Annotated in this window: 27 protein-coding genes and 1 pseudogene; 11 read left to right on the top strand and 17 right to left on the bottom strand. The window is 63.8% G+C overall.

The window, feature by feature from the left end; genetic code table 11:
* Window positions 1-3 precede the first annotated feature (3 nt).
* The 3 genes from F3H96_RS03040 to F3H96_RS03030 are packed head-to-tail and all read left to right on the top strand — an operon-like array spanning window position 4 to window position 2,152.
* Window positions 4-492, top strand: coding sequence for a GNAT family N-acetyltransferase (locus F3H96_RS03040; protein WP_149790439.1), 489 nt, complete (start codon window positions 4-6; stop codon window positions 490-492).
* A gap of 5 nt (window positions 493-497) precedes the next feature.
* On the top strand, window positions 498-1,742 hold the full coding sequence (locus F3H96_RS03035) for an aconitase X catalytic domain-containing protein (protein ID WP_280177768.1): 1,245 nt from the start codon (window positions 498-500) through the stop codon (window positions 1,740-1,742).
* Complete coding sequence (locus tag F3H96_RS03030; protein WP_149790437.1) at window positions 1,739-2,152, top strand: DUF126 domain-containing protein; 414 nt, start codon at window positions 1,739-1,741, stop codon at window positions 2,150-2,152. The genes F3H96_RS03035 and F3H96_RS03030 overlap by 4 nt, the downstream gene beginning before the upstream one ends.
* Before the next feature lie 6 nt (window positions 2,153-2,158).
* Here the strand turns inward: F3H96_RS03030 and F3H96_RS03025 are convergent, their stop codons facing one another.
* The gene (locus tag F3H96_RS03025) at window positions 2,159-3,160 is read right to left on the bottom strand and encodes a D-glycerate dehydrogenase (RefSeq protein ID WP_149790436.1); all 1,002 of its coding nucleotides are present in this window, start codon (window positions 3,158-3,160) and stop codon (window positions 2,159-2,161) included.
* A gap of 170 nt (window positions 3,161-3,330) precedes the next feature.
* Between F3H96_RS03025 and F3H96_RS03020 the strand changes: the two genes are divergently transcribed.
* Window positions 3,331-3,888: an SH3 domain-containing protein gene (locus F3H96_RS03020; protein ID WP_149790435.1), complete on the top strand. Its 558-nt coding sequence runs from the start codon at window positions 3,331-3,333 to the stop codon at window positions 3,886-3,888.
* 101 nt (window positions 3,889-3,989) lie between these two features.
* On the opposite strand, the gene F3H96_RS03015 is transcribed toward F3H96_RS03020, so the two are convergent.
* On the bottom strand, window positions 3,990-4,844 hold the full coding sequence (locus F3H96_RS03015; RefSeq protein WP_149790434.1) for a LysR family transcriptional regulator: 855 nt from the start codon (window positions 4,842-4,844) through the stop codon (window positions 3,990-3,992).
* Window positions 4,845-4,958: 114 nt separating this feature from the next.
* Between F3H96_RS03015 and F3H96_RS03010 the strand changes: the two genes are divergently transcribed.
* Both F3H96_RS03010 and F3H96_RS03005 read left to right on the top strand, forming a co-directional pair.
* Window positions 4,959-5,498, top strand: a complete 540-nt coding sequence (locus F3H96_RS03010) for a carboxymuconolactone decarboxylase family protein (RefSeq protein WP_149790433.1) — start codon at window positions 4,959-4,961, stop codon at window positions 5,496-5,498.
* 4 nt (window positions 5,499-5,502) lie between these two features.
* A complete protein-coding gene (locus tag F3H96_RS03005; RefSeq protein WP_188131261.1) occupies window positions 5,503-5,940 on the top strand; it encodes a DUF302 domain-containing protein in 438 nt (145 codons plus the stop codon).
* 45 nt (window positions 5,941-5,985) lie between these two features.
* Here F3H96_RS03005 and F3H96_RS03000 read toward each other — a convergent pair.
* Window positions 5,986-6,344: pseudogene (locus F3H96_RS03000) on the bottom strand (DUF4260 domain-containing protein).
* Between the two features lie 10 nt (window positions 6,345-6,354).
* Window positions 6,355-6,786: an iron response transcriptional regulator IrrA gene (gene irrA, locus F3H96_RS02995; RefSeq protein ID WP_188131288.1), complete on the bottom strand. Its 432-nt coding sequence runs from the start codon at window positions 6,784-6,786 to the stop codon at window positions 6,355-6,357.
* A 246-nt stretch (window positions 6,787-7,032) separates the two neighbouring features.
* Here irrA and fabA point away from each other — a divergent pair, with 246 nt between their 5' ends.
* The 4 genes from fabA to F3H96_RS02975 all read left to right on the top strand — a co-directional run bounded on the left by fabA (window position 7,033) and on the right by F3H96_RS02975 (window position 11,394).
* Window positions 7,033-7,548: a 3-hydroxyacyl-[acyl-carrier-protein] dehydratase FabA gene (gene fabA / locus F3H96_RS02990; protein ID WP_149790431.1), complete on the top strand. Its 516-nt coding sequence runs from the start codon at window positions 7,033-7,035 to the stop codon at window positions 7,546-7,548.
* A 127-nt stretch (window positions 7,549-7,675) separates the two neighbouring features.
* Window positions 7,676-8,896 carry a beta-ketoacyl-ACP synthase I gene (gene fabB / locus F3H96_RS02985; RefSeq protein WP_149790430.1) on the top strand — a complete coding sequence of 407 codons (1,221 nt, stop codon included), beginning with the start codon at window positions 7,676-7,678 and terminating at the stop codon, window positions 8,894-8,896.
* Window positions 8,897-8,925: 29 nt separating this feature from the next.
* Window positions 8,926-9,738 (top strand): enoyl-ACP reductase FabI, encoded by an 813-nt coding sequence (fabI, locus tag F3H96_RS02980; RefSeq protein WP_149790429.1) that lies wholly within the window; start codon window positions 8,926-8,928, stop codon window positions 9,736-9,738.
* Between the two features lie 102 nt (window positions 9,739-9,840).
* Window positions 9,841-11,394, top strand: a complete 1,554-nt coding sequence (locus tag F3H96_RS02975; protein ID WP_149790428.1) for a bifunctional diguanylate cyclase/phosphodiesterase — start codon at window positions 9,841-9,843, stop codon at window positions 11,392-11,394.
* A gap of 83 nt (window positions 11,395-11,477) precedes the next feature.
* Here the strand turns inward: F3H96_RS02975 and F3H96_RS02970 are convergent, their stop codons facing one another.
* The 10 genes from F3H96_RS02970 to rimP form a co-directional block, all read right to left on the bottom strand.
* Complete coding sequence (locus F3H96_RS02970) at window positions 11,478-12,485, bottom strand: class I SAM-dependent methyltransferase (RefSeq protein ID WP_149790427.1); 1,008 nt, start codon at window positions 12,483-12,485, stop codon at window positions 11,478-11,480.
* A 131-nt stretch (window positions 12,486-12,616) separates the two neighbouring features.
* Entirely contained in the window at window positions 12,617-14,767 is a 2,151-nt protein-coding gene (gene pnp, locus F3H96_RS02965; RefSeq protein WP_149790426.1) for a polyribonucleotide nucleotidyltransferase, read from the bottom strand.
* 383 nt (window positions 14,768-15,150) lie between these two features.
* Complete coding sequence (rpsO, locus tag F3H96_RS02960; RefSeq protein ID WP_027165894.1) at window positions 15,151-15,420, bottom strand: 30S ribosomal protein S15; 270 nt, start codon at window positions 15,418-15,420, stop codon at window positions 15,151-15,153.
* 190 nt (window positions 15,421-15,610) lie between these two features.
* Window positions 15,611-16,702, bottom strand: a complete 1,092-nt coding sequence (gene corA / locus F3H96_RS02955; protein ID WP_149790425.1) for a magnesium/cobalt transporter CorA — start codon at window positions 16,700-16,702, stop codon at window positions 15,611-15,613.
* 45 nt (window positions 16,703-16,747) lie between these two features.
* A complete protein-coding gene (gene truB, locus F3H96_RS02950; RefSeq protein WP_149790424.1) occupies window positions 16,748-17,707 on the bottom strand; it encodes a tRNA pseudouridine(55) synthase TruB in 960 nt (319 codons plus the stop codon).
* Window positions 17,708-18,124 carry a 30S ribosome-binding factor RbfA gene (gene rbfA, locus F3H96_RS02945; RefSeq protein ID WP_149790423.1) on the bottom strand — a complete coding sequence of 139 codons (417 nt, stop codon included), beginning with the start codon at window positions 18,122-18,124 and terminating at the stop codon, window positions 17,708-17,710.
* A gap of 120 nt (window positions 18,125-18,244) precedes the next feature.
* Window positions 18,245-20,821 (bottom strand): translation initiation factor IF-2, encoded by a 2,577-nt coding sequence (gene infB / locus F3H96_RS02940; protein WP_149790422.1) that lies wholly within the window; start codon window positions 20,819-20,821, stop codon window positions 18,245-18,247.
* The gene (locus F3H96_RS02935) at window positions 20,818-21,468 is read right to left on the bottom strand and encodes an RNA-binding protein (RefSeq protein ID WP_149790655.1); all 651 of its coding nucleotides are present in this window, start codon (window positions 21,466-21,468) and stop codon (window positions 20,818-20,820) included. The genes infB and F3H96_RS02935 overlap by 4 nt, the downstream gene beginning before the upstream one ends.
* 32 nt (window positions 21,469-21,500) lie before the next feature.
* Window positions 21,501-23,096: a transcription termination factor NusA gene (gene nusA, locus F3H96_RS02930; protein ID WP_149790421.1), complete on the bottom strand. Its 1,596-nt coding sequence runs from the start codon at window positions 23,094-23,096 to the stop codon at window positions 21,501-21,503.
* A gap of 44 nt (window positions 23,097-23,140) precedes the next feature.
* Window positions 23,141-23,773: a ribosome maturation factor RimP gene (rimP, locus tag F3H96_RS02925; protein ID WP_149790420.1), complete on the bottom strand. Its 633-nt coding sequence runs from the start codon at window positions 23,771-23,773 to the stop codon at window positions 23,141-23,143.
* Window positions 23,774-24,061: 288 nt separating this feature from the next.
* On the opposite strand from rimP, the gene F3H96_RS30405 reads away from it, so the two are divergent.
* Window positions 24,062-24,223, top strand: coding sequence for a hypothetical protein (locus F3H96_RS30405; RefSeq protein ID WP_188131260.1), 162 nt, complete (start codon window positions 24,062-24,064; stop codon window positions 24,221-24,223).
* Window positions 24,224-24,259: 36 nt separating this feature from the next.
* Here the strand turns inward: F3H96_RS30405 and F3H96_RS02920 are convergent, their stop codons facing one another.
* The 3 genes from F3H96_RS02920 to F3H96_RS02910 form a co-directional block, all read right to left on the bottom strand.
* Entirely contained in the window at window positions 24,260-24,766 is a 507-nt protein-coding gene (locus F3H96_RS02920) for a GNAT family N-acetyltransferase (RefSeq protein ID WP_149790419.1), read from the bottom strand.
* A 3-nt stretch (window positions 24,767-24,769) separates the two neighbouring features.
* Complete coding sequence (locus F3H96_RS02915; RefSeq protein WP_149790418.1) at window positions 24,770-25,069, bottom strand: DUF1778 domain-containing protein; 300 nt, start codon at window positions 25,067-25,069, stop codon at window positions 24,770-24,772.
* Window positions 25,070-25,151: 82 nt separating this feature from the next.
* On the bottom strand, window positions 25,152-25,853 hold the full coding sequence (locus tag F3H96_RS02910; RefSeq protein WP_149790417.1) for a tRNA (guanosine(46)-N(7))-methyltransferase TrmB: 702 nt from the start codon (window positions 25,851-25,853) through the stop codon (window positions 25,152-25,154).
* Window positions 25,854-25,855 lie beyond the last annotated feature (2 nt).

Here is a 25,855-nt window from a genome sequence, read left to right as displayed (position 1 = left end):
CGCATGGACCAGACCGTCGGCATCTCCATAGTCGGCCTTCCTCCGGATTTCGCCCGATGGGACGACTTGCTGGTGCTGATCCGCCGCGCCTTTGCCTATATGGACGGCATCATCGACCCGCCGTCATCGGCGCATCTTTTGACAACCGACGGCCTTGGCGAGAAGGCGAAGCGAGAGACCGGATTTCTGGCTGTCGAGAACGGGCGCATCGTCGGTTGCGTCTTTGCGCTGGAACGGATGCGGGATGTCTATGTCGGCAAGCTCGCGGTCGAGCCACGGCTCCAGGGCCAAGGCATCGGAGCCCGGCTGATGCGAGCGGTCGAGGATCTTGCCCGCGAATGCGGCAAGGAAGCAATCGAGCTTCAGACCCGTATCGAACTGACCGCAAACCACGCGGCCTTCGCCCGGCTCGGCTTTCGCGAGACCGGGCGCACGGCGCATGAGGGCTATGACAAGCCAACCTCCATCACCATGCGCAAGGTGCTGTCTTGAGCCTTGTGCTCAGCCCGCGGGAACAGGCGATCGCCGCCGGCCGGGATGGCGCGGGCATGGCAATGCGCATCGTCGCCGAAAGCGCCCGCCTACTCGGCGCGCCACGGCTCATCCCGATCGCGTCCGCGCATATCGACGGGGCGCTCTATCACGGTGATTCCGGCACCTTGTTAGCCGAACGACTGGTCGAGAGCGGCGCAAGCGTCGCGGTGCGCTCGACGCTCAATGTCGGAGCGCTCGACCTGATGGGCTGCTCGCGCATCCGTCTTGAGGAGCCGCAGCGCGGCATGGCACGGCGGATGATGGAGGCCTATCGCAAGCTCGGCTGCGAACAGAGCTGGACCTGCGCGCCCTATCAGGCCGGACACAGGCCCGCGCTCGGCAGCGACGTCGCCTGGGGCGAGTCCAACGCGGTCGTCTTCTGCAATTCGGTGCTGGGCGCGCGCACCAACCGCTATGGCGATTTTCTGGACATTGCCTGCGCCATAACCGGTCGCGCGCCGGATTACGGCCTGCACAGGCCTGAGAACCGCCGGGCGCGGCTCATTTTCGATGTCTCGGGCCTGTCGCCTTCCTTCCTTGCCTCGGAGATCGCCTGGCCTGTCCTTGGCAGCCTGTATGGCCGCGAGGTGGGCAACGCGATCGGTGTCGTCACCGGCGTGGCCGGCCGTCCCGGCGAGGACGCGCTGAAGGCATTCGGCGCGGCGGCGGCATCGTCCGGCGCCGTCGGTCTGTTCCACATTGCCGGCGTGACGCCCGAGGCCCCCGACATCGAAACCATCCTGGCCGGACCGGAACCGGAGGCGGTGATCCGCGTGACGCCTCAGATGGTGGCGAAGGCGCGGGCCGGCCTGTCGACCGCCGGTACCGCCAACGCCATCAACGCGGTGGCGATCGGCAGCCCGCATCTGTCTAACGCCGAGTTCGACAGCCTGGAGCGGCTGATTGCCGGACGAATGCTCGCTGTCCCGATCTATGCCTGCACCGGCCGGCACGCGCTTGCGCTGCTGGAGCAGGACGGCCGTCGCAAAAAGCTCGAGGCCAGTGGCGTCGTCATCGTCGCCGATACCTGTGTGGTGGTGACGCCGATCATGCCGGATCTGGCTGGCGGCGTGCTGATGACCAATTCCGGCAAGTTCGCGCATTACGCGCCCGGCAACACAGGCTATGCGGTGCTCTACGCCTCGCTCGCCGACTGCGTCGAAAGCGCGGTCCTCGGCAGGCCGGTCTTCGCGGATATTGCCGCATGAGCGGAGCAGCCGAAATCCTGGTGCCGGGCAAGGCAGGCGAAGGCGAGGCGCTGGTGCTGACGGCGCCGATCAGCTTCTGGGGCGGCGTCGACCCCAAGACCGGACGTATCGCCGATGTCCGCCACCCGCAGCATGGCGAAGTCGTTGCCGGCCGGGTGCTGTTCCTGCCGGGCACGATCGGCTCGTCCTCCGCTTCGGCGGTGCTGATGGAGCTCGTCCATAACGGGCGGGCGCCGGCGGCGCTGGTGCTGCATGAGCCGGACGCCATCCTTCTGCTCGGCTTGATCGCCGCGCGGGAAATGGGCTGGGAAACGCCGATGGCCGTGCGGCTCGAGCGCGGCGCGTTCGATACCTACCGCGGAACCAGTGTAACGGTCGCCGCAAACGGCGCCGTTACCGTGGCCGTTTAAGGCTTTTCAGGTCCTGAGCGGCAGAACCCGGTCCGGCGGCCGGTGGCCGTCGAAGAAGGCGCGGATGTTGATGATCACCTTCTCGCCCATGTCGATGCGGCCTTCGAGCGTGGCCGAGCCCATATGCGGCAAAAGCACGACCTTGCCCTTGGCGGCAAGCTTCAACAGCTTGCTGTTCAGCGCCGGCTCGTGTTCGTAAACGTCGAGGCCGGCGCCGGCGATCTTGCCGTCATGAATGAGCTTGACCAGCGATTCCTCGTCGATGATGTCGCCGCGCGCGGTGTTGACGATATAGGCCGAAGGCTGCATCAGCGCCAGGCGACGACCGGACAGCAGATGAAACGTCGCCGGCGTCGACGGGCAATTGACCGAGATGATGTCCATGCGGGCCAACATCTGGTCGAGGCTTTCCCAATAGGTTGCCTCCAGTTCCTCCTCGACCGCCGGCAGCACGCGGTGCCGGTTGTGGTAGTGGATCGACAGGCCGAAGGCCTTGGCCCGCCTGGCCACGGCCGTGCCGATGCGGCCCATGCCGACGATGCCGAGACGTTTGCCCCAGATGCGCCGGCCGAGCATCCAGGTCGGCGACCAGCCGGCCCACTTCCTCTCGCCGGTCAGCACATTGGCACCCTCGGCCAGCCGCCGCGGCACGGCGAGCATAAGCGCCATGGTCATGTCGGCCGTGTCTTCGGTGAGCACATTCGGCGTGTTGGTGACGGTGATGCCTTTCTTGGCGGCCGCCGCGACGTCGATCTTGTCGACGCCGTTGCCGAAATTCGCGATCAACTTGAGGTTTTCACCGGCCTGGGCGATCAGCGCGGCATCGATATGGTCGGTGATGGTGGGGACTAGCACATCGGCCTCCTTGACCGCCGCGACCAGCTCCGGCTGCGTCATCGGCCGGTCCTCGACATTCAGCCGCGCGTCGAACAGCTCGCGCATGCGCGTTTCGACCGGATCGGGCAGCTTGCGCGTGATGACGACGAGGGGCCGTTTTTTGCCTGCCATTTTATCCCCGAAGCTTCCTCGAAACCGATCTCGTTGAGACCTCTTTAACCAAGACCGGCGAAAACTTGTAGCCGATCGCGGCATCAGCCCACTCCTGTAACAAGCGGTGTCGCCGAAGACAAAGAAAAAGGGGCGCTCATCCCGTCGGACCGGCGCCGAAAGGAACGAAATTGTCTGGTTTCGCGTCGCTTCGCCCGGCCTTCAGCGCAGCCATCCTCGGCGCCCTGCTTTGCGCGCCGCAGGCGTTGGCGCAGAGCGCGGCCGCGCCCGCACAAACCATAACGCTTGGCCCAAGCGGCCTGCCACTGCCGCGCTTCGTCAGTCTCAAGCCGGCGCGCGTCAATTCGCGCGTCGGCCCTGGCGCCAATTATTCGGTCAACTGGATGTATCTGAAGGCCGGCCTGCCGATGGAAGTCATCCAGGAATTCGACACCTGGCGCCGCGTGCGCGATGCCGACGGATCGGAAGGCTGGATCAACCAGTCGCTGCTCTCCGGCCGCCGCACCGCGATCGTCGCGCCGTGGCAGCGCGGCAAGGGCGGACGAATCAACCTGCTCGACGAGCCCGACAAGGATGCCGGCGTCGTCGCCATCATCGAACCGGGCGTGATCGGCTCGATCAAGAAATGCGACGGCCAATGGTGCGAAATGACCTTCGACGGCCATACCGGCTGGATGGCCCAGTCGCAGGTGTGGGGCGCCTATCCGGGCGAGAAGGTCAAGAACTGACCACCTTATCAAGATCGGAAGGACGCCGGATCAGACGGGAACGGCGACAAGGTGCTTGCGTCTCCGCTTCATCAAGCGCGATTGCTGCGTTGTCATTCGCGTCACGTCGCCGTCCGCTCGCCATCGGCCGCGAAGGCGGCCGCGATCGCGCCTCTCAGCGGGTTGCTCAATCGTGTCAGAAGCGTAATCCTGCTGGCAGGCAAATCCGGCAATCCATGCGACCGGTCCAGTATCACGCAGTCGGCCGGTACCTGGCTCTGCCCGATTGCCGCCACTCCCAGGCCCGCGCTGGCGGCCGATTGCAACGCAGTCACCGAACCGCCGGTAAAGGCAAGGCGCCAGGCGGTATTGCTGCCATCGAGCGCGCGCTCCGCGGCCAGTCGGACAGCGCAGGATCCTGGCAACGCCAACAGCGGCAACGCGGCAGCCGACCGCCAGACGTCAGGCGATCTAGCACACCAGACAAGCTGGTCCCTGTAGAGCGGGATGCCCTGGCGCCGGCTGATATCCATGCGCACGATGGCGAAATCGGCCTTGCCTGCGTCGTAGCGGGCCTGCATTTCGGCTGAGAGACCCACCGACACTTCCAGCAGCAATTCCGGGAAGACCCGGCTCAGACGCCCAAACGCCGACCCCAGAAGTGCGCCGGCAGCGTGATCGCCGATGGCCGCCCGGAGCGTGGTGGTTTGCGTGCCGGCATCGAATGTAGCCACGGCCCGATCGTGAACATCCAGGACCTGTCGCGCCGAAGCGAGGAACCGCGCCCCTTCGGGCGTCAGCGAAACCGCGCGCGGTGTTCGCGCCAGGAGGCGCCGCTCCATCGCCTGCTCGAGCTTGCGAACCCGCAAGCTGATCGCCGACTGGGTGGTCCCGAGAAGGTCGGCCGCGGTGGTGAAGCTCTCGCAGTCGGCGACAAGCACGAAGCTGCGAAGCTGTTCGATGGCAAGATGCTTCATTTCATACTCATATCATAGAAACATCTACTATGACATTTCAAAATGCCTCTGGTCGAGTCATATCGATCCCGACCAACCTTGGCCCTGCGGCCGACCCGGAAGGAGAAAGATCAGATGTCTCGCCTATCGCCAATGGACGAAGATCCCGACACCGAAGCCGGCAAGCTTCTGGCGGAAACGCGACGGCAACTTGGACGCGTGCCAAACCTTTATCGAGTCCTGGCCAACTCTGCGGCCGCTCTCAAAGGCTATCTGCAATTTCGCGAATCGCTGCAGAGCGGCCGTCTCAGTTCGACATTGCGAGAGCAGATCGCGCTGATAACCGCTGAAGTGAACCATTGCGAATACTGCGTCTCGGCCCACGCATTTCGCGGATCCAAGATCGGCATCTCCGATACGGAATTGCAGCTAAATCGCAGGGGCGATTCAAGCGATGCCAGAGTGGCGGCCACATTGGCGCTGGCCGCGGATGTGGCGCGTAGCCGCGGAGCTGTGACCGACCAGACACTCGGCGCCGCCAGGGCCGCGGGCCTCGACGATGAGGAATTGGCGGAGGTGATCGCGCATGTGGCACTCAACCTCTATTCCAACATCCTCAATCACTTCGCCCAACCAGAACTCGACTTTCCACGGACCGCGCTTCTCAATGACTGACCTCGTGACCCTCGATCCGAATTCGACGGCGACCGTTCCGCGGCACCAGATCGTCGTTCCATCCAGGCATGGTTTCGACGAAACGCTGCAGCGGCTTCGCGACGCCATCACTGCCGCCGAACTATGGATCATCCATGAGATCGATCCGCAGGCCTTGCTCGAGAAAGGCGGGATCACCACCATTCGGCTTCGTCAACTGCTTTGGTTCCATCCCCGATACATGGCGCGCCTGTTGCTGACCGATCCCGGCGCCGTGCCCGAAGCGCCGTTGAAATTCGTGGTCAGCGAACAAGCGGCCGGCGTGACGGTCCGCGCCTTGAACCCGGTTGTGGTGTTCTCGCCCTATCCCCGGCTTTTTGGTCTCGCGCAAGAACTGTCCGACACGACGGAGCAAATGCTACGGACGGTTTCCGCGATGCCGGTGTCGAGCGACGGTACCTAGCGGAGCAATGGGCGACCTGGCCGCCTGTATCGGACGGTAGCCCTTTTAGCGCCCGATGCGGCCGAGATGCGTGTCCTGAAAGCCAGTGGACAATTTCAGGCCATAGCCCAGGGCGCGGTCGATGGCGATGTGGGCGATCCAGATCAGCGCCACGGCGGTGACGGTCGAATTGCCAAGGACCTGGCCGGCAAACGCCAGAACAAGCGGCGCGATCAGGATATGCAGGGCGTTATAGGCAATCGCGCCGATGCGCGGCCCGGCAAGATAGCGAGCATCGCCAGGTCGGGCGCCAGGATGAGCAGCGCAAACAGCCACCATGGCAGGCCAGCCAGTGCGTAGAAAACGACGGCCATCAGGGCAACCGCGACCCATTCCAACCGGACTGCCAGATCGACGCGGCGCATAGAGAGCGGGTCAGTCGCAGCGCTTGGGGCGCAGCCTCACCACGATGTCGACATTGGCGATCTCCATGCCTTCCGGGGGTGCCGGCAGGTTGGAGACGGTTACCGGCCCGCTCTCGATGTCGAAAATCCGGTTCTCGCCCTCGACGTAGAAATGATGATGGTCGGAGGTGTTGGTGTCGAAATAGGTTTTCGAGCCTTCAACGGCCAGGATACGCAGCAGGCCGGCCTGGGTGAACTGGTGGAGCGCGTTGTAGACCGTCGCCAGCGACACCGGCACGCCGGCGGCAATCGCCTCTTCGTGCAGTTCCTCGGCCGAAAGGTGGCGGTCGCCCTTGGCGAAAAGCAGATCGGCCAGCGCAATGCGCTGACGCGTCGGCCTCAGGCCGGCTTCGCGAACCCGCTTATCCACAGCGACATTTTCCTTCCGGTAGCCCAAATCCATCTTCGCGTCGAAGCTTATGGCCCAGCCCATCAACAGGTCCGGAATGGCAAAAAGACGTCAAAAGCCAAGACCGGACACCAGCCGACATATATTCTGTAGTCCGAATGCGATCAATAGCGCGCATTGACCCGGGCAGGCGCACGGGTTAAGCGCAAACGCCGGTTTCCGGCCACAAACAGAGTGTGTTAGGAAACCAACGAGAAGGGCGCCCTGCCGCCCGCGAAGAAACACGGGGACAGAAATTTGATGGCGGGTCAAAAGTCCAGCTACGATTACGAAGAACTGCTTGCCTGCGCCCGCGGCGACCTGTTCGGGCCAGGCAACGCCCAGCTGCCCTACCCGCCGATGCTGATGTTCGACCGCATCACCGAGATCAGCGAGACCGGCGGTGCTTTCGACAAGGGTTTCATCCGCGCCGAATTCGACATCAAGCCGGACCTGTGGTTTTTCGCCTGCCACTTCATTGGCAATCCGATTATGCCGGGCTGCCTCGGACTCGATGCCATGTGGCAGCTCACCGGTTTCTATCTCGGCTGGCTCGGCGAGCCGGGCAAGGGCATGGCGCTTTCGACCGGCGAGGTGAAGTTCAAGGGCATGGTGACGCCGTCGGTGAAGAAGGTCGAATATGGCGTCGACTTCAAGCGCGTGATGCGCGGCCGTCTGGTGCTCGGTATCGCCGATGGCTGGCTCAAGGCGGATGGCGAACCCATATACGCCGCTACGGATCTGAAGGTCGGCCTGTCCAAGCAGTCGGCCGCCTGACCGTTTGTCGCCACGGCGCCCGCGTATCCGACCGATGCGCAAGGGGCGCTCGAGCAGTTGATTTGCGTATGAAGCCTGGCCGAAACCGACTACGGTTGTGGGCAAAAGACGCCGGAAGGAGTTGCTAATGAGACGGGTCGTAGTGACAGGGCTCGGCATTGTGTCGTCGATCGGCAACAATGCCAATGAGGTGCAGAGCTCGCTTTACGATGCCAAATCCGGCATCAGTTTTTCCAATTCTTTCGCCGAACACGGGTTCCGTTGCCAGGTCTGGGGCGCGCCGACGCTCGATCCCACGGCGATGATCGACCGCCGCGCCATGCGCTTCCTGAGCCAAGGCGCCGCCTGGAACCACGTCGCCATGGACCAGGCGATCGCCGATGCCGGACTTGGCGAAAGCGACATCACCAATGAGCGCACCGGTATCGTCATGGGGTCTGGCGGCCCATCGACCCGGACCATCGTCGAAGCGGCGGAAACCACGCTCAAGAACAACAGCCCCAAGCGCATCGGCCCGTTCGCGGTGCCGAAAGCCATGTCGTCGACGGCGTCGGCTACCTTGGCCACATGGTTCAAGATCCACGGCGTCAACTATTCTATTTCGTCTGCATGCTCGACCTCGGCGCATTGCATCGGCAATGCCTATGAGCTGATCCAATGGGGTAAGCAGGACGTGATGTTTGCCGGTGGCCACGAGGACCTCGACTGGACGATGTCGGACCTGTTCGACGCAATGGGCGCAATGTCGTCCAAGTTCAACGACAATGCGTCGACCGCTTCCCGCGCCTACGACGTCAACCGCGACGGCTTCGTCATTGCCGGAGGCGCTGGTGTCCTCATCCTGGAGGAACTTGAACACGCCAAAGCGCGCGGCGCCAAGATCTATGCCGAGATCGTCGGCTATGGCGCGACGTCCGACGGCTACGACATGGTAGCACCGTCTGGCGAAGGCGCGGTGCGTTGCATGCGACAGGCACTCGCCACCGTCTCGACCCCGGTCGACTACATCAACACCCACGGGACCTCGACGCCGGTCGGCGATGCCAAGGAAATGGGCGCCATCCGCGAGGTGTTCGGCGACAAGATGCCCTACATCACCTCGACCAAGTCGCTCACCGGCCATTCGCTGGGGGCGGCCGGCGTGCAGGAATCGATCTATTCGATCCTGATGATGCAGGGCGGCTTCATAGGCGAAAGCGCCCACATCGAGGAGCTCGATCCGGAATTCGAGGGCATGCCGATCGTGCGCAAGCGTATCGACAACGCTGGGATCGACACCGTCTTGTCCAACTCTTTCGGTTTCGGCGGCACCAATGCAACGTTGATTTTCCAGCGCTATTCCGCATAGGACCTGCGTTTTTATAAGGATTGCCTTTTATGAACGGGTTGATGAAAGGCAAGCGCGGGCTTGTCATGGGTGTCGCCAACGACCATTCGATCGCTTGGGGCATCGCCAAAAAACTGGCGGAACATGGGGCGGAGCTCGCTTTCACCTACCAGGGCGACGCCTTCGGGCGGCGGGTCAAGCCGCTTGCCGAGAAGGTAGGAGCCTCTTTGATCGTGCCCTGCGATGTCGAGGACAGCGCCTCGGTCACCGCCACCTTCGAGACCCTCGGCAAGGCTTGGGGCGGGCTGGATTTCGTGGTTCACGCCATCGGCTTTTCCGACAAGAACGAGCTCAAGGGCCTCTACGCCGAGACCAGCCGCGACAATTTCGTGCGCACCATGGTGATCTCCTGCTATTCCTTCACTGAGGTCGCCCGCAACGCCGCCGCGCTGATGGGCAATGGCGGCTCGATGATCACGCTCACCTATGCCGGCTCGGTCAGGGTGATGCCGAACTACAATGTCATGGGCGTCGCCAAGGCCGGGCTCGAGGCCAGCGTGCGCTACCTTGCCAATGATTACGGCCCGCGCGGCATCAGGGTGAACGGCATCTCGGCCGGACCGGTGCGGACGCTGGCCGGCTCCGGCGTTTCCGACGCCCGCCATATGTTCTCCTACCAGCAGCGCAATTCGCCTCTGCGCCGCACCGTGACCATCGACGAGGTCGGCGGCTCGGCGCTCTACCTGCTCTCCGATCTGTCGTCGGGCGTCACCGGCGAGATCCACTATGTGGATTCCGGCTATCACATCGTGTCGATGCCGTCGTTGGAGGAACTGAAGCAGAATGATGGTGCTCGCGAATAATTCGCCAACACAAAAAGTACCTTCCAATAAAATTGGAGGCATCGGCGGAAACTCATTTTAAGGAGATGTCCGCTATAAGGGCCCCTAACCTAGGGACCATGCATGTCTGCAGTGAGCAATCCCAAACGGACTCCGCTGTTCCGGCTGATCACTGTCGCCAGCTCGGGCATGGGCAGTTTCATTCTTGGATTGTGGGGGCTGCGGTTCGGCTTCGGCGACGGCATGGCCGGCATGCCGGCCGAGACGATGGCAGGCGCCATCGCAGCGCTCTGCGCGCTTGCCGCCGGCGGCGCGGCGCTCTCGTTCTTCGCGGGCGTCGATGAATCGGTTGCCTATGTGGTCAAGGAAACCCATTTCGACAAGCTGACCGGTCTGCTGTCGCGCCAGGCCATGGTCGGCAAGATAGCCGAGGCCGCCTCCGCGACGATCCGAACCGGCGAGCCTGTATTCCTTATCGACATCGATATCGACCGCTTCAAACAGATCAACGACGCCATCGGCTACAGCCAGGGCGACGAACTGATCCGGGCCTTCACCAGCAGAATGAAGGAGACCATGCCAACGGATGCGGTGCTTGGGCGCATCGGCGCCAGCGAATTCGCCGTGCTGTTGCCCGATCGCGACATCCTCGGTTCGATCGAGCGATTGATCGAAAAGCTCATCAACGAGATGATGGAGCCGTATCAGCTGCAGACTCATCTGCAGTCGGTCAGCCTGTCGGTCGGCATCGTGGCGATGCCGAAGGACGGCGTCGACCCGGTCCAGGTGCTACGGCGCTCGAACCTAGCGCTGCAGAACGCGCGCGCCAGCGGCATCGGCAACTGGTCTGTCTTCCACGCCGACATGGGACGCGTGGCCGATTACCGGCAGTGGATCGAGTCGGAGCTGAAGACTGCTTTCGACCGGGGCGACTTCAGCCTCCACTACCAGCCGCAGCTCAACCTGCCGAGCGGTCGTATCATCGGCTACGAGGCGCTGATCCGCTGGAAGCATCCGGAGCGCGGCATGATCCCGCCGATGGAGTTCATTCCGATCGCCGAGGAAACCGGCATGATCAATCCGATCGGCGAATGGGTGCTGCGCAAGGCCTGCAGCGACGCCCAATACCTGCCCCAGGATTGCTTCGTCGCCGTCAACATCTCGCCGGTCCAGTTCATGACCAGGGATTTCGTCGGCATCGTGCGGGAGGTGATGCAATCGACCGGCATCAAGCCCTCGCGGCTGGAGCTCGAGGTCACCGAGACGGCGATGATGCAGGATCGCGATCGCGCCGCGGCGATCCTGGACCAGCTTGCCGAGATGGGCATTTCAGTGGCCGTCGACGATTTCGGCACGGGCTATTCCAATTTGAGCTACCTGATCGATTTCTCGTTCGGCAAGCTGAAGATCGACCGTTCCTTCGTCAGCCGCATCGACACCGATTCCAACTCCGGCGCGATCGTCTCGACCATCGTCGGCCTGTCGCGGGCGCTGGGTGTCGGCATCATCGCCGAAGGTGTCGAGACCGAGAACCAGGCCACGCTGCTCAGGGCCGCCGGCTGCGAGGTGGTGCAAGGCTACCTGTTCGGCCGGCCGGCACCGCTCAAGGTCGAGCTTGGCGAGACGCGGCCCGCCTTCAGCGTGCGCGAGCCGGCCCGCATCGTCAGTCTGCAGTAGGGCAAAGCGCCCTTTCTACCCGGCCGGTTCACTGCTCCACGCTTCCGCGGAATTTGCTTTTTGGTGACGCATTCTGGTCGGTTTCAGCGGCGCGCCGAAAACACCTTGAACATGCCGTCGCGGGCGACCTCGGCGCAGCTCGCAAAAGCTGACGACAACGCTTGCTCGTAGGGAAGCTGGCGGTTGGCCACCATGAACAGGCGACCGCCCGGCTTCAGCCCCTTCGACGCCGCGCGGATCATGCCGGCGCCAATTCCAGGCTCGGCCGCGCGGCCGCTGTGGAAGGGCGGGTTCATGACGATTGCGTCATAGCGCCGTTCGAGCGCCTCGGTGAGCAGATCGATCCAGAAGAAGCGCGGCTCGACGGTGGCATGGACGTTCAGCCTGGCCGCCTCCAGGGCTTCGAAATCCGCTTCATAAAGATCAAGCGAGGTGAGCCCCTGCGAACGCTGCGCGACCTGTGCCGCCAGATAACCCCAGCCAGCGCAGAAATCGGCGACGTTGCCCCTCAGGTCGCCGGGCAGGCATGCGGCGAGCAATCTCGAACCGGCATCGACCCGATCAAAGGAAAACATGCCAGGCGTGGTTTTGAAGCCGCCTTCGACGACAAGGCCGGGGTTGCCGGCGCGCAGCGTCGCGGCCGCCTCCGTGCCGGCCCGCCGGAACCAGAAGGCCACGCCATGATGCTTCGGCAGGTGGCCGTCGAGCGGCGCCAGAGCGTTGATCCGCTTGCGCAGGCTGTCGATGCCGTCGTCCTTGCCGCCCGCAACGACGATCACTCCGCCAGGCGCGACGCGCTCGACGGCTTCGGCGATGTGCAACTCATTCTGTCCCCGATGCCGGCTGGCGAGCACGAGGGCCATGTCGTAGCCCTGGCCTTGTGCCCGCGGCGTCACATGGTGGCCCGATGCCTGCAAGGCGCGGAAATGCGGCCGGAAGCCTTGCACGAGATGCAGCGCTGCAGCGAAGCCGGAGGGTAGGCGGAAGCCTGGCTCGGCGCCGATAAAGAGAACGCGCGCATCCTTTCGCGGCGGGGTCAGCGCCTCGGCCTCGAACGGATAGAACAGTGTTTTCAGCGGCTCCGCGACCATTTCCTCCAGCCTTCAAAAAAAACGGGCGCGACCTTGCGGCGCGCCCGTCCCGGTTTGTTTCGGAGTTTTCGTTTGATGCGTGTCGTTTTCCCAAAACCGCTGCGCAGTTATGGGCGACATGCATAAGCCGATCAGGCGGCGTCTTCCTCGCCTTCGGCCTTCTTCTTCTCCTGGACGATTTCCTTGCCGGTCGCCTGGTCGACGACTTTCATCGACAGGCGAACCTTGCCGCGCTCGTCGAAGCCCATCAGCTTGACCCAAACCTTGTCGCCTTCCTTGACGACGTCGGAGGTCTTGGCGACGCGCTCATTGGCGAGCTGCGAGATATGGACGAGGCCGTCGCGCGGGCCGAAGAAGTTGACGAACGCGCCGAAGTCGGCCGTCTTGACGACGGTGCCTTCGTAGATCTCGCCGACTTCCGGCTCGGCAACGATGGTGTGGATCCACTTCTTCGCCGCCTCGATCTCCTTGGCGTTCGCCGAAGCGATCTTGACCGTGCCGTCATCCTCGATGTTGATCTTGGCACCTGTCTTCTCGACGATCTCGCGGATCACCTTGCCGCCGGAGCCGATGACGTCGCGGATCTTGTCGGTCGGGATATGCATGACCTCGATGCGCGGCGCGAACTCGCCGAGCTCGGCGCGGGCGCCGGAGATTGCATGCGCCATTTCGCCGAGGATGTGCAGGCGGCCGTCCTTGGCCTGGGCAAGCGCGATGCCCATGATTTCCTCGGTGATGCCATCGATCTTGATGTCCATCTGCAGCGAGGTGACGCCGTTGGCGGTACCGGCGACCTTGAAGTCCATGTCGCCGAGATGGTCCTCGTCGCCAAGGATGTCGGAGAGCACCGCGAAGCGCTCGCCTTCCTTGATCAGGCCCATGGCAATGCCAGCGACCGGCTTCGCCAGCGGCACGCCGGCATCCATAAGCGCCAGCGAGGTGCCGCAGACGGTAGCCATCGACGACGAGCCGTTGGATTCGGTGATCTCCGAGACGATGCGCAGCGTGTAGGGGAACTGGTCCGCCGAAGGCAGCATCGGATGGATCGCGCGCCAGGCAAGCTTGCCGTGGCCGATCTCGCGGCGACCCGGCGAGCCCATGCGGCCAGTTTCGCCGACCGAGTAGGGCGGGAAGTTGTAGTGGAGAAGGAACTTCTCCTTGTACATGCCGGTCAGCGAATCGACATACTGCTCGTCTTCGCCGGTGCCGAGCGTGGCAACCACCAGCGCCTGGGTCTCGCCGCGGGTGAACAGCGCCGAACCATGGGTGCGCGGCAGGACGCCGACCTCGGAAACGATCTTGCGCACGGTCTTGAGATCACGGCCGTCGATGCGCGAGCCGGTGTCGAGGATGTTCCAGCGTACGACCTTTGCCTGGAGCTCCTTGAAGACGGTGCCGATCTGCTCGGAAGTATACTTGGGTTCCTCGCCTTCGGCCGGAGCGAATGCGGCCTTGACCTTGGCCTTCACGGCGTCGACCGCCGCATAGCGCGACTGCTTGTCGGTGATCTTGTAGGCTTCGCGAAGCTCGTCGCCGACGACCTTCAGCATCTCGGCTTCGAGCGCGGAATAGTCCGGCGCCGTGAAGTCGCGCGGTTCCTTGGCAGCGACCTCGGCCAGCTTGATGATGGCGTCGATGACCGGCTGGAAGCCCTTGTGGCCGAACACGACCGCGCCGAGCATCAGCTCCTCGGAGAGTTCCTTGGCCTCGGATTCGACCATCAGCACGGCGTCGCCGGTGCCGGCGACGACGAGGTCGAGCTTGGATTCCTGCATCTCGTCGATATGCGGATTGAGCACATATTCGCCGTTGATGTAGCCGACGCGGGCACCGCCGATCGGGCCCATGAAGGGCACGCCCGAAAGCGTGAGCGCCGCCGAGGTGGCGACGATCGACACGATGTCCGGATCGTTCTCGAGATCATGCTGGACGACGGTGACGACGATCTGCGTGTCGTTCTTGTAGCCATCGGCGAAAAGCGGGCGGATCGGGCGGTCGATCAGGCGGGAAACCAGCGTTTCCTTTTCGCTCGGACGGCCCTCGCGCTTGAAATAGCCGCCAGGGATCTTGCCGGCGGCATAGGTCTTTTCCTGGTAGTTGACGGTAAGCGGGAAGAAATCGAGGCCGGGCTTCGGCTCCTTCATCGAGACGACGGTGGCGAGAACAACGGTCTCACCATAGGTGGCGAGCACCGCGCCGTCAGCCTGGCGGGCGATCTTGCCGGTCTCCAGGATGAGCGGACGGCCGCCCCATTCGATTTCCACTTTGTGCTGATTGAACATATCTTGTCCTTCATATGCGGAAAGGGCCGCGCCGTCCTAACGGTCACGGATTCTCCCTTCCCTGGCTTCCTTCGGGCAGCCACGGGCAAGACAACGGGAAGCTCGATCAAGTCCGGCTCTCAGCCGAGCGAGCATCCTGCAATCCTGCCCCATGACCGTCCATGGGCGGCTCCGGATGCCCTCTGCAGTCCGGAACCTTGTTGGCCGACTGGTCGGCCGGTTAGCCAACTGGTCGGCCGGCCTTGCGAATGACGCCGGAAACCGCTGTTTCCGGAACGCGCCATGCGCAGGCGAATTTCCTTTGTCCCATCGAGGCACCGGACCATCCGATGCGCCAATGCGCGACCGGCGGGCCCCCTTTGGAGAGCCCGCCGGTCAATTCGTCAGCGACGGAGACCGAGCTTGTCGATCAGCGTCTGATAGCGCGCGTCATCCTTGCGCTTGAGGTAGTCAAGCAGGCTGCGGCGCTGGGAGACCAGGGCAAGCAGGCCACGGCGGGAATGGTTATCCTTCTTGTGGTCCTTGAAGTGCTCGGTCAGGTTCTTGATGCGCTCGGAAAGGATGGCAACCTGGACTTCCGGAGATCCGGTATCGCCCTTGGCGGTTGCGAATTCAGTCATCAATTCCTTCTTGCGATCGGCAGTGATCGACATCGTGCTTTCCTTATCTGTTGGAGGAAACGGGACGCCCACAGCCGGGATGTCGTCCAGCAGGGGCCAGTGCAAGCAACGCGTCAGGGCGCGAAGCTGCGGCGCATATAGTGCAATTCCGGATAAAACGCCAGCCCAATCGTCAAGCCGGCTTGTCGCAGGTTCCGGTTGCGAAAACGGGATAATTCAAAGGCTACAGCCATTTCTTCCGTTTGAAGAACGCGATCAAACCGACGGCGACCAGCGCCATGAACACCAGCGCCACCGGGTAGCCGTAATAGGATTTCAGCTCCGGCATGTTCCAGGGCGAGCTTTCCGGATCGAAATTCATGCCCCAGACGCCGACCAGGAAAGTCAGCGGCATGAAGATCACTGAGACGATCGTCAGATAGGAAATGACGTCGTTGGTGCGGGCCTGGGTCAGCGAGAGATGCATCTCGATCAGGCCGGTCAGCATGTCGCGCTGGTTCTCGACCAGTTCGATCAACCGCAGCGAATGGTCGAGCGTGTCGTTGAAGAAGATCTTGGTCTCGGCCTTCACGAAGGCCACGTCGTTGCGGATCAGCGTCGCCAGCGCGTCGCGCATCGGCCACAGCACGCCTTTGAGCACGTTGGCGTCGCGCCGCAATTCATGCAACTGCCGCATCTGATGCTTGTGCGGTTTGTTCAGCATCTCGTCCTCGATGCCGTCGACCAATTCGCTCGCCGCCTCGATCGGCGGGAAATAGCTGTCGACGATGGCGTCGATCAGCGCATAGGCGAGATAGTCGGCGCCGCGCGAGCGCAGCCGGTTCGGCATCGCGGCCGCGATGCGCTTGCGCACCGGATCGAACGGATCGCCTTCGCGCTCCTGGAAGGTGACCACGAATTTCCCGCCGAAGAACAGCGCGATCTGCTCGTAACGGTGCGAGGTGACATCGTCGATCATGCGCATGACGACGAAGGCATGATCCTCGAAGAAATCCACCTTGGGCCGTTGCCCGGTGTTGACGACATCCTCCAATGCCAGCGGATGCAGGTTGAAGATACGGCCGATCTCCTCGATCAGCGGGATGTTGGCGAGGCCCGTGCAATCGAGCCACACGACAGGCCATTTCTCGCAATGAGTGTTGAGATCGTCGATGCTGGCGTTGTCGATGGTTTCGTATTTCTGCGGCGAGATCAGCGTCAGCCGAAGCTCGCTGCGCCGCGCCGCCGGATCGGCGATAAGCGTGCCGGGCGAGGCTCCCACCGGTGGCCGGCGGGTGAACGGCGCCCGCTTCTTGCCTGCATCAGCCTTCGCCATGATATCCCCGGATTTCAGCGCTCAGCCGAGATTAGACGACCGGATTCACCCGGCAAAGACCCGCTTGGGCTTGAACATGCCCTGTTCTATGGCGCCGATGGCGACGAGCTTGCCACGCGCGGTGGCACAGGCCTCCTCGGCCTCGACCGGCGCATCGCGGCCGCGAATGATGACGGGATTGCCGAGCCGGATCTTCGTCGCCGCGTCGTCACTGACCGCGACCTGTGGCAGACAGTCGAGAGCAACCGCGGTTTCGACCAGCAATGCATCGATGGCGCTGAAATCGACCGGGGCCTCGGCTTCGTCCGGGGCCGCTTCGGTCTTGCCGCCAAAACGGGCCGCTTCCAACTCGGCGACCGTGACAAAATCATCGGCCGTAAAAGGCTCGACCTCGACACGGCGCAATTCCGCGATATGGCCGAAGCAACCGAGATCGCGGCCCATGTCGCGGGCAAGCGAGCGCACATAGGTGCCCTTGCCGCATTCGACCTCGAAGATGGTTTGGTCGGCACCGTGCTCGACGATGTCCAAACGGCCGATCTCGATCTCGCGCGCGGGAATCTCGACCGTCTCGCCTTCGCGGGCAAGGTCGTAGGCGCGTTCGCCGGCGATCTTGATGGCCGAGAATTGCGGCGGCGTCTGCATGATGACGCCGGTGTATTTCGGCAGCAGCGCCCGCAGCTCCACCTCGGCCGGGCGGCGGTCGGAGCTGTGCGTCACCGGGCCTTCGAGGTCGTCGGTCGAGCGCTCCTCGCCCCAGGCGACGGTGAAGCGGTAGACCTTGGCGCCGTCCTGCACATAGGGAACGGTCTTTGTGGCCTCGCCCAAGGCGATCGGCAGCATGCCGGAGGCCAGCGGATCGAGCGTGCCGGCATGGCCGGCCTTCTCGGCCTGGAACAGCCACTTGACCTTGGAGACCGCTTCGGTCGAACTCATGCCGACCGGTTTGTCCAGCACCACCCAGCCGGAAACCGGCCGCCCCTTCTTCTTGCCGCGACGCGCCACCTATTCAGAGTCCTTGTCGTTGTTCTTGCCGTCACCGAGATCACGCGCGACTTCGGGCGATTTCAGCAGTTCATTGATTTTCGCGAAATTGTCGAAGGAGGTATCCAGCCGGAAGCGGAACTCCGGCATGTATTTCATCTGCCTGAGCGCGCCGGAAACGCGGCCGCGGATGAATTTCGCGTGCTTGTTCAGCGCCTCGACCACGGCGGCGTCGTCGCCCGCACCAAGCGGCGAAACGAAGGCGGTGGCGATCTTGAGGTCCGGAGACATGCGCACCTCCGACACCGAGACGACGCTGTTTTCGATCACCGGATCGGTGATCTCGCCGCGCTGCAAGGTCTCGGAAAGAGCATGACGCACCTGTTCGCCGACGCGCAGCATGCGTTGGGATGGGCCTGACGTTGTCGAACGGGGCATTTTCTTCGGTCCTGAAATCGTGGAGCGCGGAATGGGACCGCGCCACATGTCCCAATAAAAGGGGGCTGGGCGGCGGCCTTTCGGCCGCCGCCCGCTTCATCCCGGCAAGTATAGCCGAATTTAGAGCGTCCTGCTCACCATCTCGACGCGGAAGCACTCGATGACATCGCCGACGCGCATGTCCTCGTAGTTCTGGAAGGCCATGCCGCATTCCTGGCCGCCCGGCACTTCCAAAACCTCGTCCTTGAAGCGCTTGAGAGTCTTCAGCGTGCCTTCGTGGACGACGACGTTGTCGCGGATCAGGCGCACGCCCGCACCACGCTCGACCTTGCCCTCGGTGACGCGACAGCCGGCGATCTTGCCGATCTTCGAGATGTCGAAGATCTCGAGGATCTCCGCGTTGCCGATGAAGGTTTCGCGCCGCTCCGGCGAAAGCATGCCGGAAAGGGCCGCCTTCACGTCATCGACGAGATTGTAGATGATCGAATAGTAGCGGATCTCAATGTCGGCTGCGGCCGCGGCAGCACGCGCCTGCGCGTTGGCGCGGACGTTGAAGCCGATGATCGCGGCACCCGAGGTCTCGGCCAGCGAGACGTCGCTTTCGGTGATGCCGCCAGCGCCCGAATGGACGATCCGTACCCTGACCTCGTCGTTGCCGAGCTTCTCCAGCGCGGCGTTGATCGCCTCGATCGAGCCCTGCACGTCGCCCTTGATGACCAGCGGGAATTCCTTCAGCCCGCTCGTCTGCAACTGCGACATCATCTGCTCGAGCGAGCCGCGCTGGCCGGCATGCTTGGCCACCGCCTTCTCGCGCGCCAAGCGCTGACGGTATTCGGTGATCTCGCGGGCGCGAGCCTCGTTGTTGACGACGGCGAAGCGGTCGCCGGCCTGCGGCGTGCCCTGGAGGCCGAGCACCTCGACCGGCATGGACGGCGGTGCTTCCGGGACATGCTCGCCACGATCGTCGACCAGCGCGCGGACACGGCCCCATTCGTTGCCGGCGACGAGGATGTCGCCCGGCATCAGCGTGCCGGTCTGCACCAGGACGGTGGCGACCGGGCCGCGGCCCTTGTCCAACTGCGCCTCGATGACGGCGCCTTCGGCGGTGCGGTCGGGGTTGGCCTTGAGATCGAGGATTTCGGCCTGCAGCAGGATCGCTTCCAGAAGTTTGTCGAGATTGGTGCCCTTGGTCGCCGAAACCTCGACGTCAAGTACCTCGCCGCCCATCGATTCCACGAACACCTCGTGACGCAGCAACTCGGTCCGCACCTTCTGCGGGTCGGCGTCATGCTTGTCGATCTTGTTGATCGCCACGATGATCGGCACGCCGGCCGCCTTGGCGTGATTGATCGATTCGATCGTCTGCGGCATCACGCTGTCGTCGGCCGCCACCACCAGCACGGCGATGTCGGTGACCTGCGCGCCGCGGGCGCGCATGGCCGTGAAGGCGGCGTGGCCGGGCGTGTCGATGAAGGTGATCTTCTGGCCGTTCTTCTCGATCTGGTAGGCGCCAATATGCTGGGTGATGCCGCCGGCCTCGCCGGAGACGACATTGGCATTGCGGATGGCGTCGAGCAGCGAGGTCTTGCCATGGTCGACATGGCCCATGATGGTCACCACGGGCGGACGCGACACCAGGTCCTCCGCACGATCGGCGATGTTGAACAGGCCTTCCTCGATGTCGGACTCGGCGACACGGCGCACCGTGTGACCGAACTCGGTGGCCACCAACTCGGCCGTGTCGGCGTCGATGACGTCGCCCGGCTTCAGGATCTGGCCCTGCTTCATGAAGAATTTGACCACGTCCACGGCGCGCTCGGACATGCGCTGCGCCAGTTCCTGGATGGTGATGGTCTCGGGCAGGATCACTTCGCGCATGACTTTCTCGCGCGGCTCATTGTGCAGCGCGCGTTTGAACTTCTCCTGACGGCGGCGCATCGACGACAGCGAGCGTGCGCGCGCATCGTCGTCGGACAGCGCCGAGTTCAGCGTCAGCTTGCCGCGACGGCGGTCTTCCTCGCCCTTGGTGGGCTTGGCCGGCCGGGCGACTTCCGGCGTGGCCAGCCGACGCACCGGCGTGCCGGCGCCGGCGCCACCAGGGCGCCGCGGCTTCACCTCCTCGTCGTCTTCGGTCGCCACGGCATCGGCGGCCAGCGGCGCACGGCGGCGAGCCTCTTCCTCGGCACGGCGCCGGGATTCGGCTTCGGCCTGCAGGCGCGCTTCTTCCTCGGCCTGACGGCGCGCGGATTCGTCACGCTCGCGCTTGCGGCGCTCTTCTTCCTCGGCGCGGCGCTTGCTCTCTTCCTGAGCGCGCTGACGATCCTCGGCCTCGCGGACCTTGGAACCTTCGAGCGCCCGGCGGCGCGCTTCCATCTCGCCGCGCGAGAGTTCGTTCAGAACCATGCCGGACCGCTCCGGCGGCGGAGGCGGCGCCTTCGGCGCTTCCCGCACGACAGGGGCTGCGGCAACGGGGGCAGCGGCGGGCTTCGGCGTAAAGACGGACGGCGCCACCGGCTCCGGCTTGTCGCCAGGCAGCGAGAACTTGCGCTTCTTGGTCTCGACCACGACCGACTTGGTGCGGCCATGCGAGAAATTCTGGCGCACGGTGCCCTGCTCGAGGCCGGGGCGCTTCAGCGTCAAGGTCTTTTTCGGCGTAACGCTCAACGTCTTGTCGTCGCCCGATTTCGTATCGTTCATTCCATATCCTCTGCGGCATCATCTTCGTCAGCAACGGCCGCAAGCATTGCCAGATCGTTCGGGGTACCGCCCCGGTATCGGTCGAGCGCAACAACGCGCTTCTCAACCGCCTGTCCCGCGTCCTGCGCGAGGACGGCAGCATGTATCACATTTGTACCCCCCAATGCCAAGCTCAACTCGGCCTCGGGGAAAAGTTTGTAGGCAAGGATAGCGGGGCCCCCGAGATGGACGGTTGCCCGCCTCGCCTGACTGATCTTGCGGACGCCATCGTCCGAAGCCTCGGTCGCATGCAGCACGAGGAGCGCCTGCCCGTCGCGCACCGCACCCTCGACCTTGGCGGCGCCGAGAACAACAGCGCCGGCCTTGCGAGCAAGGCCCAACATGCCCAGAGCGGATCTGGAGAGCAGCGCGTCGACCATGCCGCCGAGATCGGCCGGAACGGTCACCTGTGCCTTGAATGCCCGAGCAAACAGGTTCTTCGCCGCTGCCTTCTCGATATGTAGGCGATCGGCGGTGACCCAGCAACCGCGGCCGGGCAGATTTCTCTTGATGTCCGGAACGACGGCCGAATCCGGGCCGACGACGAAGCGGATCAGTTCATCCGCTTCGGCCTGCCTGCGCGTAACGATGCAAGTGCGATCGTTCATCTCGTCCACGGGCTTTGCGATTGGTGGTCACCTCACGCACCGACGGTTTCGTCGGTCGCGGCCTGTTCGGCCGCGAGTTCTTCCTCGGTGATCCAGCCGGCCTGCTTGCGGGCGGCGAGCACCATCTGCTCGGCGTCGGCGCGCGAGACGCCGTGGCTGGCGAGCACGCCCGGATAGACCTTGGTCTCGCCGTCCTTGCGCTCTTTCCAGCCGATCAGGTCGTCCGCGGCGTAGCCGGCGAAGTCCTCGACCGTCTTCACGCCGTCCTCGCCGAGCGTCACCATCATGGCGGTGGTGATGCCGGGAATGTCGCGCAGCTCGTCCTTGACGCCCAGCGCCTTGCGCTTCTCGTCGTGCTCGGCCTCGATCTTCTCCAGATATTCGCGGGCGCGCGTCTGGATTTCCGAAGCGGTGTCCTCGTCGAAGCCGTCGATCGAGGAGATTTCACCCGAGTCGACATAAGCGACTTCCTCCACGCTGGTGAAGCCTTCGGAGGCGAGCACCTGGCCGACCATCTCGTCGACGTCGAGGGCTTCCATGAACAGCGCCGAACGCTCGACGAATTCCTTCTGGCGGCGCTCGCTCTCCTCCTGTTCGGTCAGGATGTCGATATCCCAGCCGGTGAGCTGCGAGGCCAGGCGTACGTTCTGGCCGCGGCGGCCGATGGCCAGCGACAGCTGGTCGTCCGGCACCACCACCTCGATGCGCTCGGCATCCTCGTCGAGCACCACCTTGGCGACTTCGGCCGGCTGCAGCGCATTGACAATGAAGGAAGCGGCCGAGGGCGACCACGGAATGATGTCGATCTTCTCGCCCTGCAATTCGCCGACCACCGCCTGGACACGGCTGCCGCGCATGCCGACGCAGGCGCCGACCGGATCGATCGAGGAATCGCGCGAGATGACGGCGATCTTGGCGCGCGAGCCCGGATCGCGGGCGACCGACTTGATCTCAATGATACCGTCGTAGATTTCGGGCACTTCCATGGTGAAGAGCTTGGCCATGAACTGCGGATGCGTGCGCGACAGGAAGATCTGCGGGCCGCGCTGCTCGCGGCGCACGTCATAGACATAGGCCCGCACGCGGTCGCCATACTTGTAGTTCTCGCGCGGGATCAGTTCGTCGCGACGGATGATCGCCTCGCCACGGCCAAGGTCGACGATGACGTTGCCGTATTCGACACGCTTGACGGTGCCGTTGACGATCTCGCCGATGCGATCCTTGTATTCGTCATACTGGCGGTCGCGTTCGGCCTCGCGCACCTTCTGCACAATGACCTGCTTGGCCGACTGGGCGGCGATGCGGCCGAAATCCATCGGCGGCAGCTGCTCGGCGATGAAGTCGCCGATCTGGGCGTCGGGATTGCGCTCGCGCGCCGAGGAAAGCGCGATCTGCGTCGCGTAGTCCTCGACCTTCTCGACCACTTCCATCAGCCGCTGCAGCTTCATCTCGCCGGTGTTCGGATTGATGTCGGCGCGGATGTTGGTCTCCTGGCCGTAGCGCGAGCGCGCCGCCTTCTGGATCGCATCGGCCATGGCGGCGATCACGATCTGCTTGTCGATCGACTTTTCACGCGCGACCGCATCGGCGATCTGCAGCAGTTCAAGCCTGTTGGCGCTTACAACCATCGTCTTTCTCCCGATTTCGCGCCGGACATGGCCCGGCTACTCAATCAACTTTCCTGTTCGGTTTCGTTTTCCTCGCCGGAGGCAGCGTCTTCCGCTTCGACGCGGCGTTTCTTGGCTTCCTTGCGCGCCCGGTTGTCCTTCGACAGGGCATCGCGGATGAGATCGTCGGTCAGAACAAGCCTGGCCTCGGCGATCGCGTCGTAAGGCACGCGCACGGTCGGCTCCTCGCCATAGGCCGCCTTGTCGCGCTCGATAAGGACGCCGTCGGCGTCGGCCTCGGCGATCTTGCCCTTGAAGCGCTTGCGATCGCTGACGAGAACCGAGGTTTCCAGCTTGACCAGATGGCCGGTCCAGGCGGTGAAATCCGATTTGCGCACCAGCGGCCGGTCGATGCCGGGCGACGACACTTCCAGATGATACGCCTTTTCGATCGGATCATCGACATCGAGGGCCGGCGACACCGCGCGGCTGACCTCTTCGCAATCCTCGACGGTCATGGTGCCGTCCTCGCGCTCGGCCATGATCTGCAGCGTCAGCCCGTTCTGGCCGGTCAACTGCACCCGCACGAGACGAAAGCCGATGGCCTTGAGCACCGGCTGCACAATCAGCGCAATGCGCGCATCGATACCGCTTTCGCGGATGATACGGTCGTCGGCCTCGCTTGCCGCTGCAGTCATAAGGGTCCTGTCGCTTTGTCGCTCCGGCCGGCGGGTAATAAAAAAGAGCGGGACCGGGTGGACCCACTCTTCGTCATACCGACCAAGAATTTGAGGCTGATATAGACGATCCCGAATTGTGTTTCAAGCCTGCAGGCAGCCGAGGCGGAGTTCACCCGCCGCAAGCAGGGTTGCGCGCCAAGCATGGCCGCCATGCGGGCGGCGGTCTTGTAGGCGGCGGCAGGCGGTGCCTACGTACAGCGTAAGGCAGAAGAAAGAACGCGCGCGGTGGCGCGCGAGGTTGCTTATATGGACCGTGGATTGTTTTTCGTCATCGGTGACTTCTCCAACACATTCGGCAGCGCGGCAGCCGCGTCGCGCGCCGTCGAGGCCGGCCGCAAGCCGCGCCGCGGCGACCTGAAAAAACTCGGCATCGATCCGGCCGCTTTCGACAGGATCGGCCACTTCTGAAGCGTTTCCACCGTTTCACAGAAACGGCCAACTGCTCTATCGGGCCTGCACGAGCGACGCGGCAATTGCCGCAATCGAACGGAACAAGACAAGCGGATCGTCCTTCGTTCCGAGGAACCCGCGCCGATGCCAGAATTGGGCCGCGTCCTCATCGATTGCGTTGACCATGAGCGCGCGCCCGCCAGTCAGTTCCGCGGCTTGAACGCAGCGTTGAAGGGCATGCTTCACCAAGCCGGTGCCGACGCCGCACCCGGTCCATCCGGTATCGGTGGCAAGCTGGCCGAGAAGGAGGCAGGGCACCGGATCGGGCGGCTGCCCCGTGCGGATAGACCGAGGCAAAATCGACGGCACGACAGCCGTGGGCGCCAAGCCATAGTATCCAATCACGCGGCCTGCTTCATGGACGACGAGGACGGCGGTGAAGCCCTTCTCTTGATTGGAGAGTGCGCGGGTTTTCAGCCAGTGATCAAGCGCGGGCTTCCCGCAGGAAAATCCGGAAACGTCATGGGCGGCGGTAAGCGCTTCGGGAGCCGATAAGGCCACGGCTTAGCGCTTGGCTGTGTAACCAGCTTCCCAAGGCGCGCGCCGCTTTGCCAATTCCACCATGTCGGGAACCGCAGCCGCCGGCGCTGACAGAACTTCCATAAACTCCGCGAACCCTTCCTGGCTCATACGGATCAGGCGGCTATCCATCAACACATCCTCGGCCGCGCGCACGGCGGCATCGCGCACGAAGTCCGTACGGGACCGGCCGCGGAGAGTGGCGGCACGGTCAATCATCGCGACGTCCGCTTCCGGCAGGCGCATCGAGATCGGGTATTCCTTACGTTCAGCCGCGGCGGCCATAATTGTCTCCTTGCCGGTAACCTAGCGAATTGTAGCGCTAAATGCAATACATCCGATGCATCGACGGCCCGCCGCTCTTCGACTATTTCCGGATAAAGGTCAGATAGGCGGGCCGCCGCCCCTCGCGGATCGCCTTCGCCTCATAACGCGTGCCGGGCCAGCCCGCATAGGGCCGGTGCCAATCGCCAGCGTCCCGCGCCTGCCATTCGAAGATGCCACTGGCGCGGCAGGCAAGCAGCGTCCAGTCCACATAGCTGTCGATGTCGGAAGCAAAACGGAACCTGCCGCCCGCTTTCAGCACCCTGGCAAAACGGCCGAGATTGGCGGCGCTGACGAAGCGCCGTTTCCAGTGCTTCTTCTTCGGCCACGGATCAGGATAGAGCAGGTCGATGCCGTCGAGCGAACCCGGCGGCAGCCAGTCGAGCAGGCGCGTGGCGTCGTCGTCATAGACCCTGAGATTGGCAAGCGGCGCCTTGGCGAGCGCCGTCATCATCTTGGCCAAGCCGTTGACGAAAGGCTCGACGCCGATGAAGCCGGTCACCGGCGATTCGGCGGCGCGGTGCAGCAGATGCTCACCGCCGCCAAAGCCGATTTCCAGTTGGAGCGCCGAAACTTCCGCCTTGAACAGGCCCCCGAGGTCGGCCGGCGCTTGCTCCGTCAGGTCGACCCGGTATTCGCGCAGGCCGCTTTCAAGGGCGACCGCCTGCTGCGGGCGAATCGTCTTGCCGTGCCGGCGACCGAAAAATCCCTCGGTGGCGCGGCTCGGCCGGTCGTTGGCGTCCACTG

The organism is Mesorhizobium sp. NFR06, assembly GCF_900115245.1.
Lineage (GTDB): Bacteria > Pseudomonadota > Alphaproteobacteria > Rhizobiales > Rhizobiaceae > Mesorhizobium.
The sequence above is the reverse complement of the archived record's forward strand: the minus strand, read 5'-3'. Positions and strand labels throughout refer to the sequence as shown.

Coding starts and splice junctions, on each gene's coding strand:
- F3H96_RS03040 (WP_149790439.1), top strand. CDS start 4: ATGGACCAGACCGTCGGCATCTCCATAGTCGGCCTTCCTCCGGATTTC.
- F3H96_RS03030 (WP_149790437.1), top strand. CDS start 1,739: ATGAGCGGAGCAGCCGAAATCCTGGTGCCGGGCAAGGCAGGCGAAGGC.
- F3H96_RS03025 (WP_149790436.1), bottom strand. CDS start 3,160: ATGGCAGGCAAAAAACGGCCCCTCGTCGTCATCACGCGCAAGCTGCCC.
- F3H96_RS03015 (WP_149790434.1), bottom strand. CDS start 4,844: ATGAAGCATCTTGCCATCGAACAGCTTCGCAGCTTCGTGCTTGTCGCC.
- F3H96_RS03010 (WP_149790433.1), top strand. CDS start 4,959: ATGTCTCGCCTATCGCCAATGGACGAAGATCCCGACACCGAAGCCGGC.
- irrA (WP_188131288.1), bottom strand. CDS start 6,786: ATGGATTTGGGCTACCGGAAGGAAAATGTCGCTGTGGATAAGCGGGTT.
- fabA (WP_149790431.1), top strand. CDS start 7,033: ATGGCGGGTCAAAAGTCCAGCTACGATTACGAAGAACTGCTTGCCTGC.
- fabB (WP_149790430.1), top strand. CDS start 7,676: ATGAGACGGGTCGTAGTGACAGGGCTCGGCATTGTGTCGTCGATCGGC.
- fabI (WP_149790429.1), top strand. CDS start 8,926: ATGAACGGGTTGATGAAAGGCAAGCGCGGGCTTGTCATGGGTGTCGCC.
- F3H96_RS02975 (WP_149790428.1), top strand. CDS start 9,841: ATGTCTGCAGTGAGCAATCCCAAACGGACTCCGCTGTTCCGGCTGATC.
- F3H96_RS02970 (WP_149790427.1), bottom strand. CDS start 12,485: ATGGTCGCGGAGCCGCTGAAAACACTGTTCTATCCGTTCGAGGCCGAG.
- pnp (WP_149790426.1), bottom strand. CDS start 14,767: ATGTTCAATCAGCACAAAGTGGAAATCGAATGGGGCGGCCGTCCGCTC.
- rpsO (WP_027165894.1), bottom strand. CDS start 15,420: ATGTCGATCACTGCCGATCGCAAGAAGGAATTGATGACTGAATTCGCA.
- corA (WP_149790425.1), bottom strand. CDS start 16,702: ATGGCGAAGGCTGATGCAGGCAAGAAGCGGGCGCCGTTCACCCGCCGG.
- rbfA (WP_149790423.1), bottom strand. CDS start 18,124: ATGCCCCGTTCGACAACGTCAGGCCCATCCCAACGCATGCTGCGCGTC.
- infB (WP_149790422.1), bottom strand. CDS start 20,821: ATGAACGATACGAAATCGGGCGACGACAAGACGTTGAGCGTTACGCCG.
- F3H96_RS02935 (WP_149790655.1), bottom strand. CDS start 21,468: ATGAACGATCGCACTTGCATCGTTACGCGCAGGCAGGCCGAAGCGGAT.
- nusA (WP_149790421.1), bottom strand. CDS start 23,096: ATGGTTGTAAGCGCCAACAGGCTTGAACTGCTGCAGATCGCCGATGCG.
- rimP (WP_149790420.1), bottom strand. CDS start 23,773: ATGACTGCAGCGGCAAGCGAGGCCGACGACCGTATCATCCGCGAAAGC.
- F3H96_RS30405 (WP_188131260.1), top strand. CDS start 24,062: ATGGACCGTGGATTGTTTTTCGTCATCGGTGACTTCTCCAACACATTC.
- F3H96_RS02915 (WP_149790418.1), bottom strand. CDS start 25,069: ATGGCCGCCGCGGCTGAACGTAAGGAATACCCGATCTCGATGCGCCTG.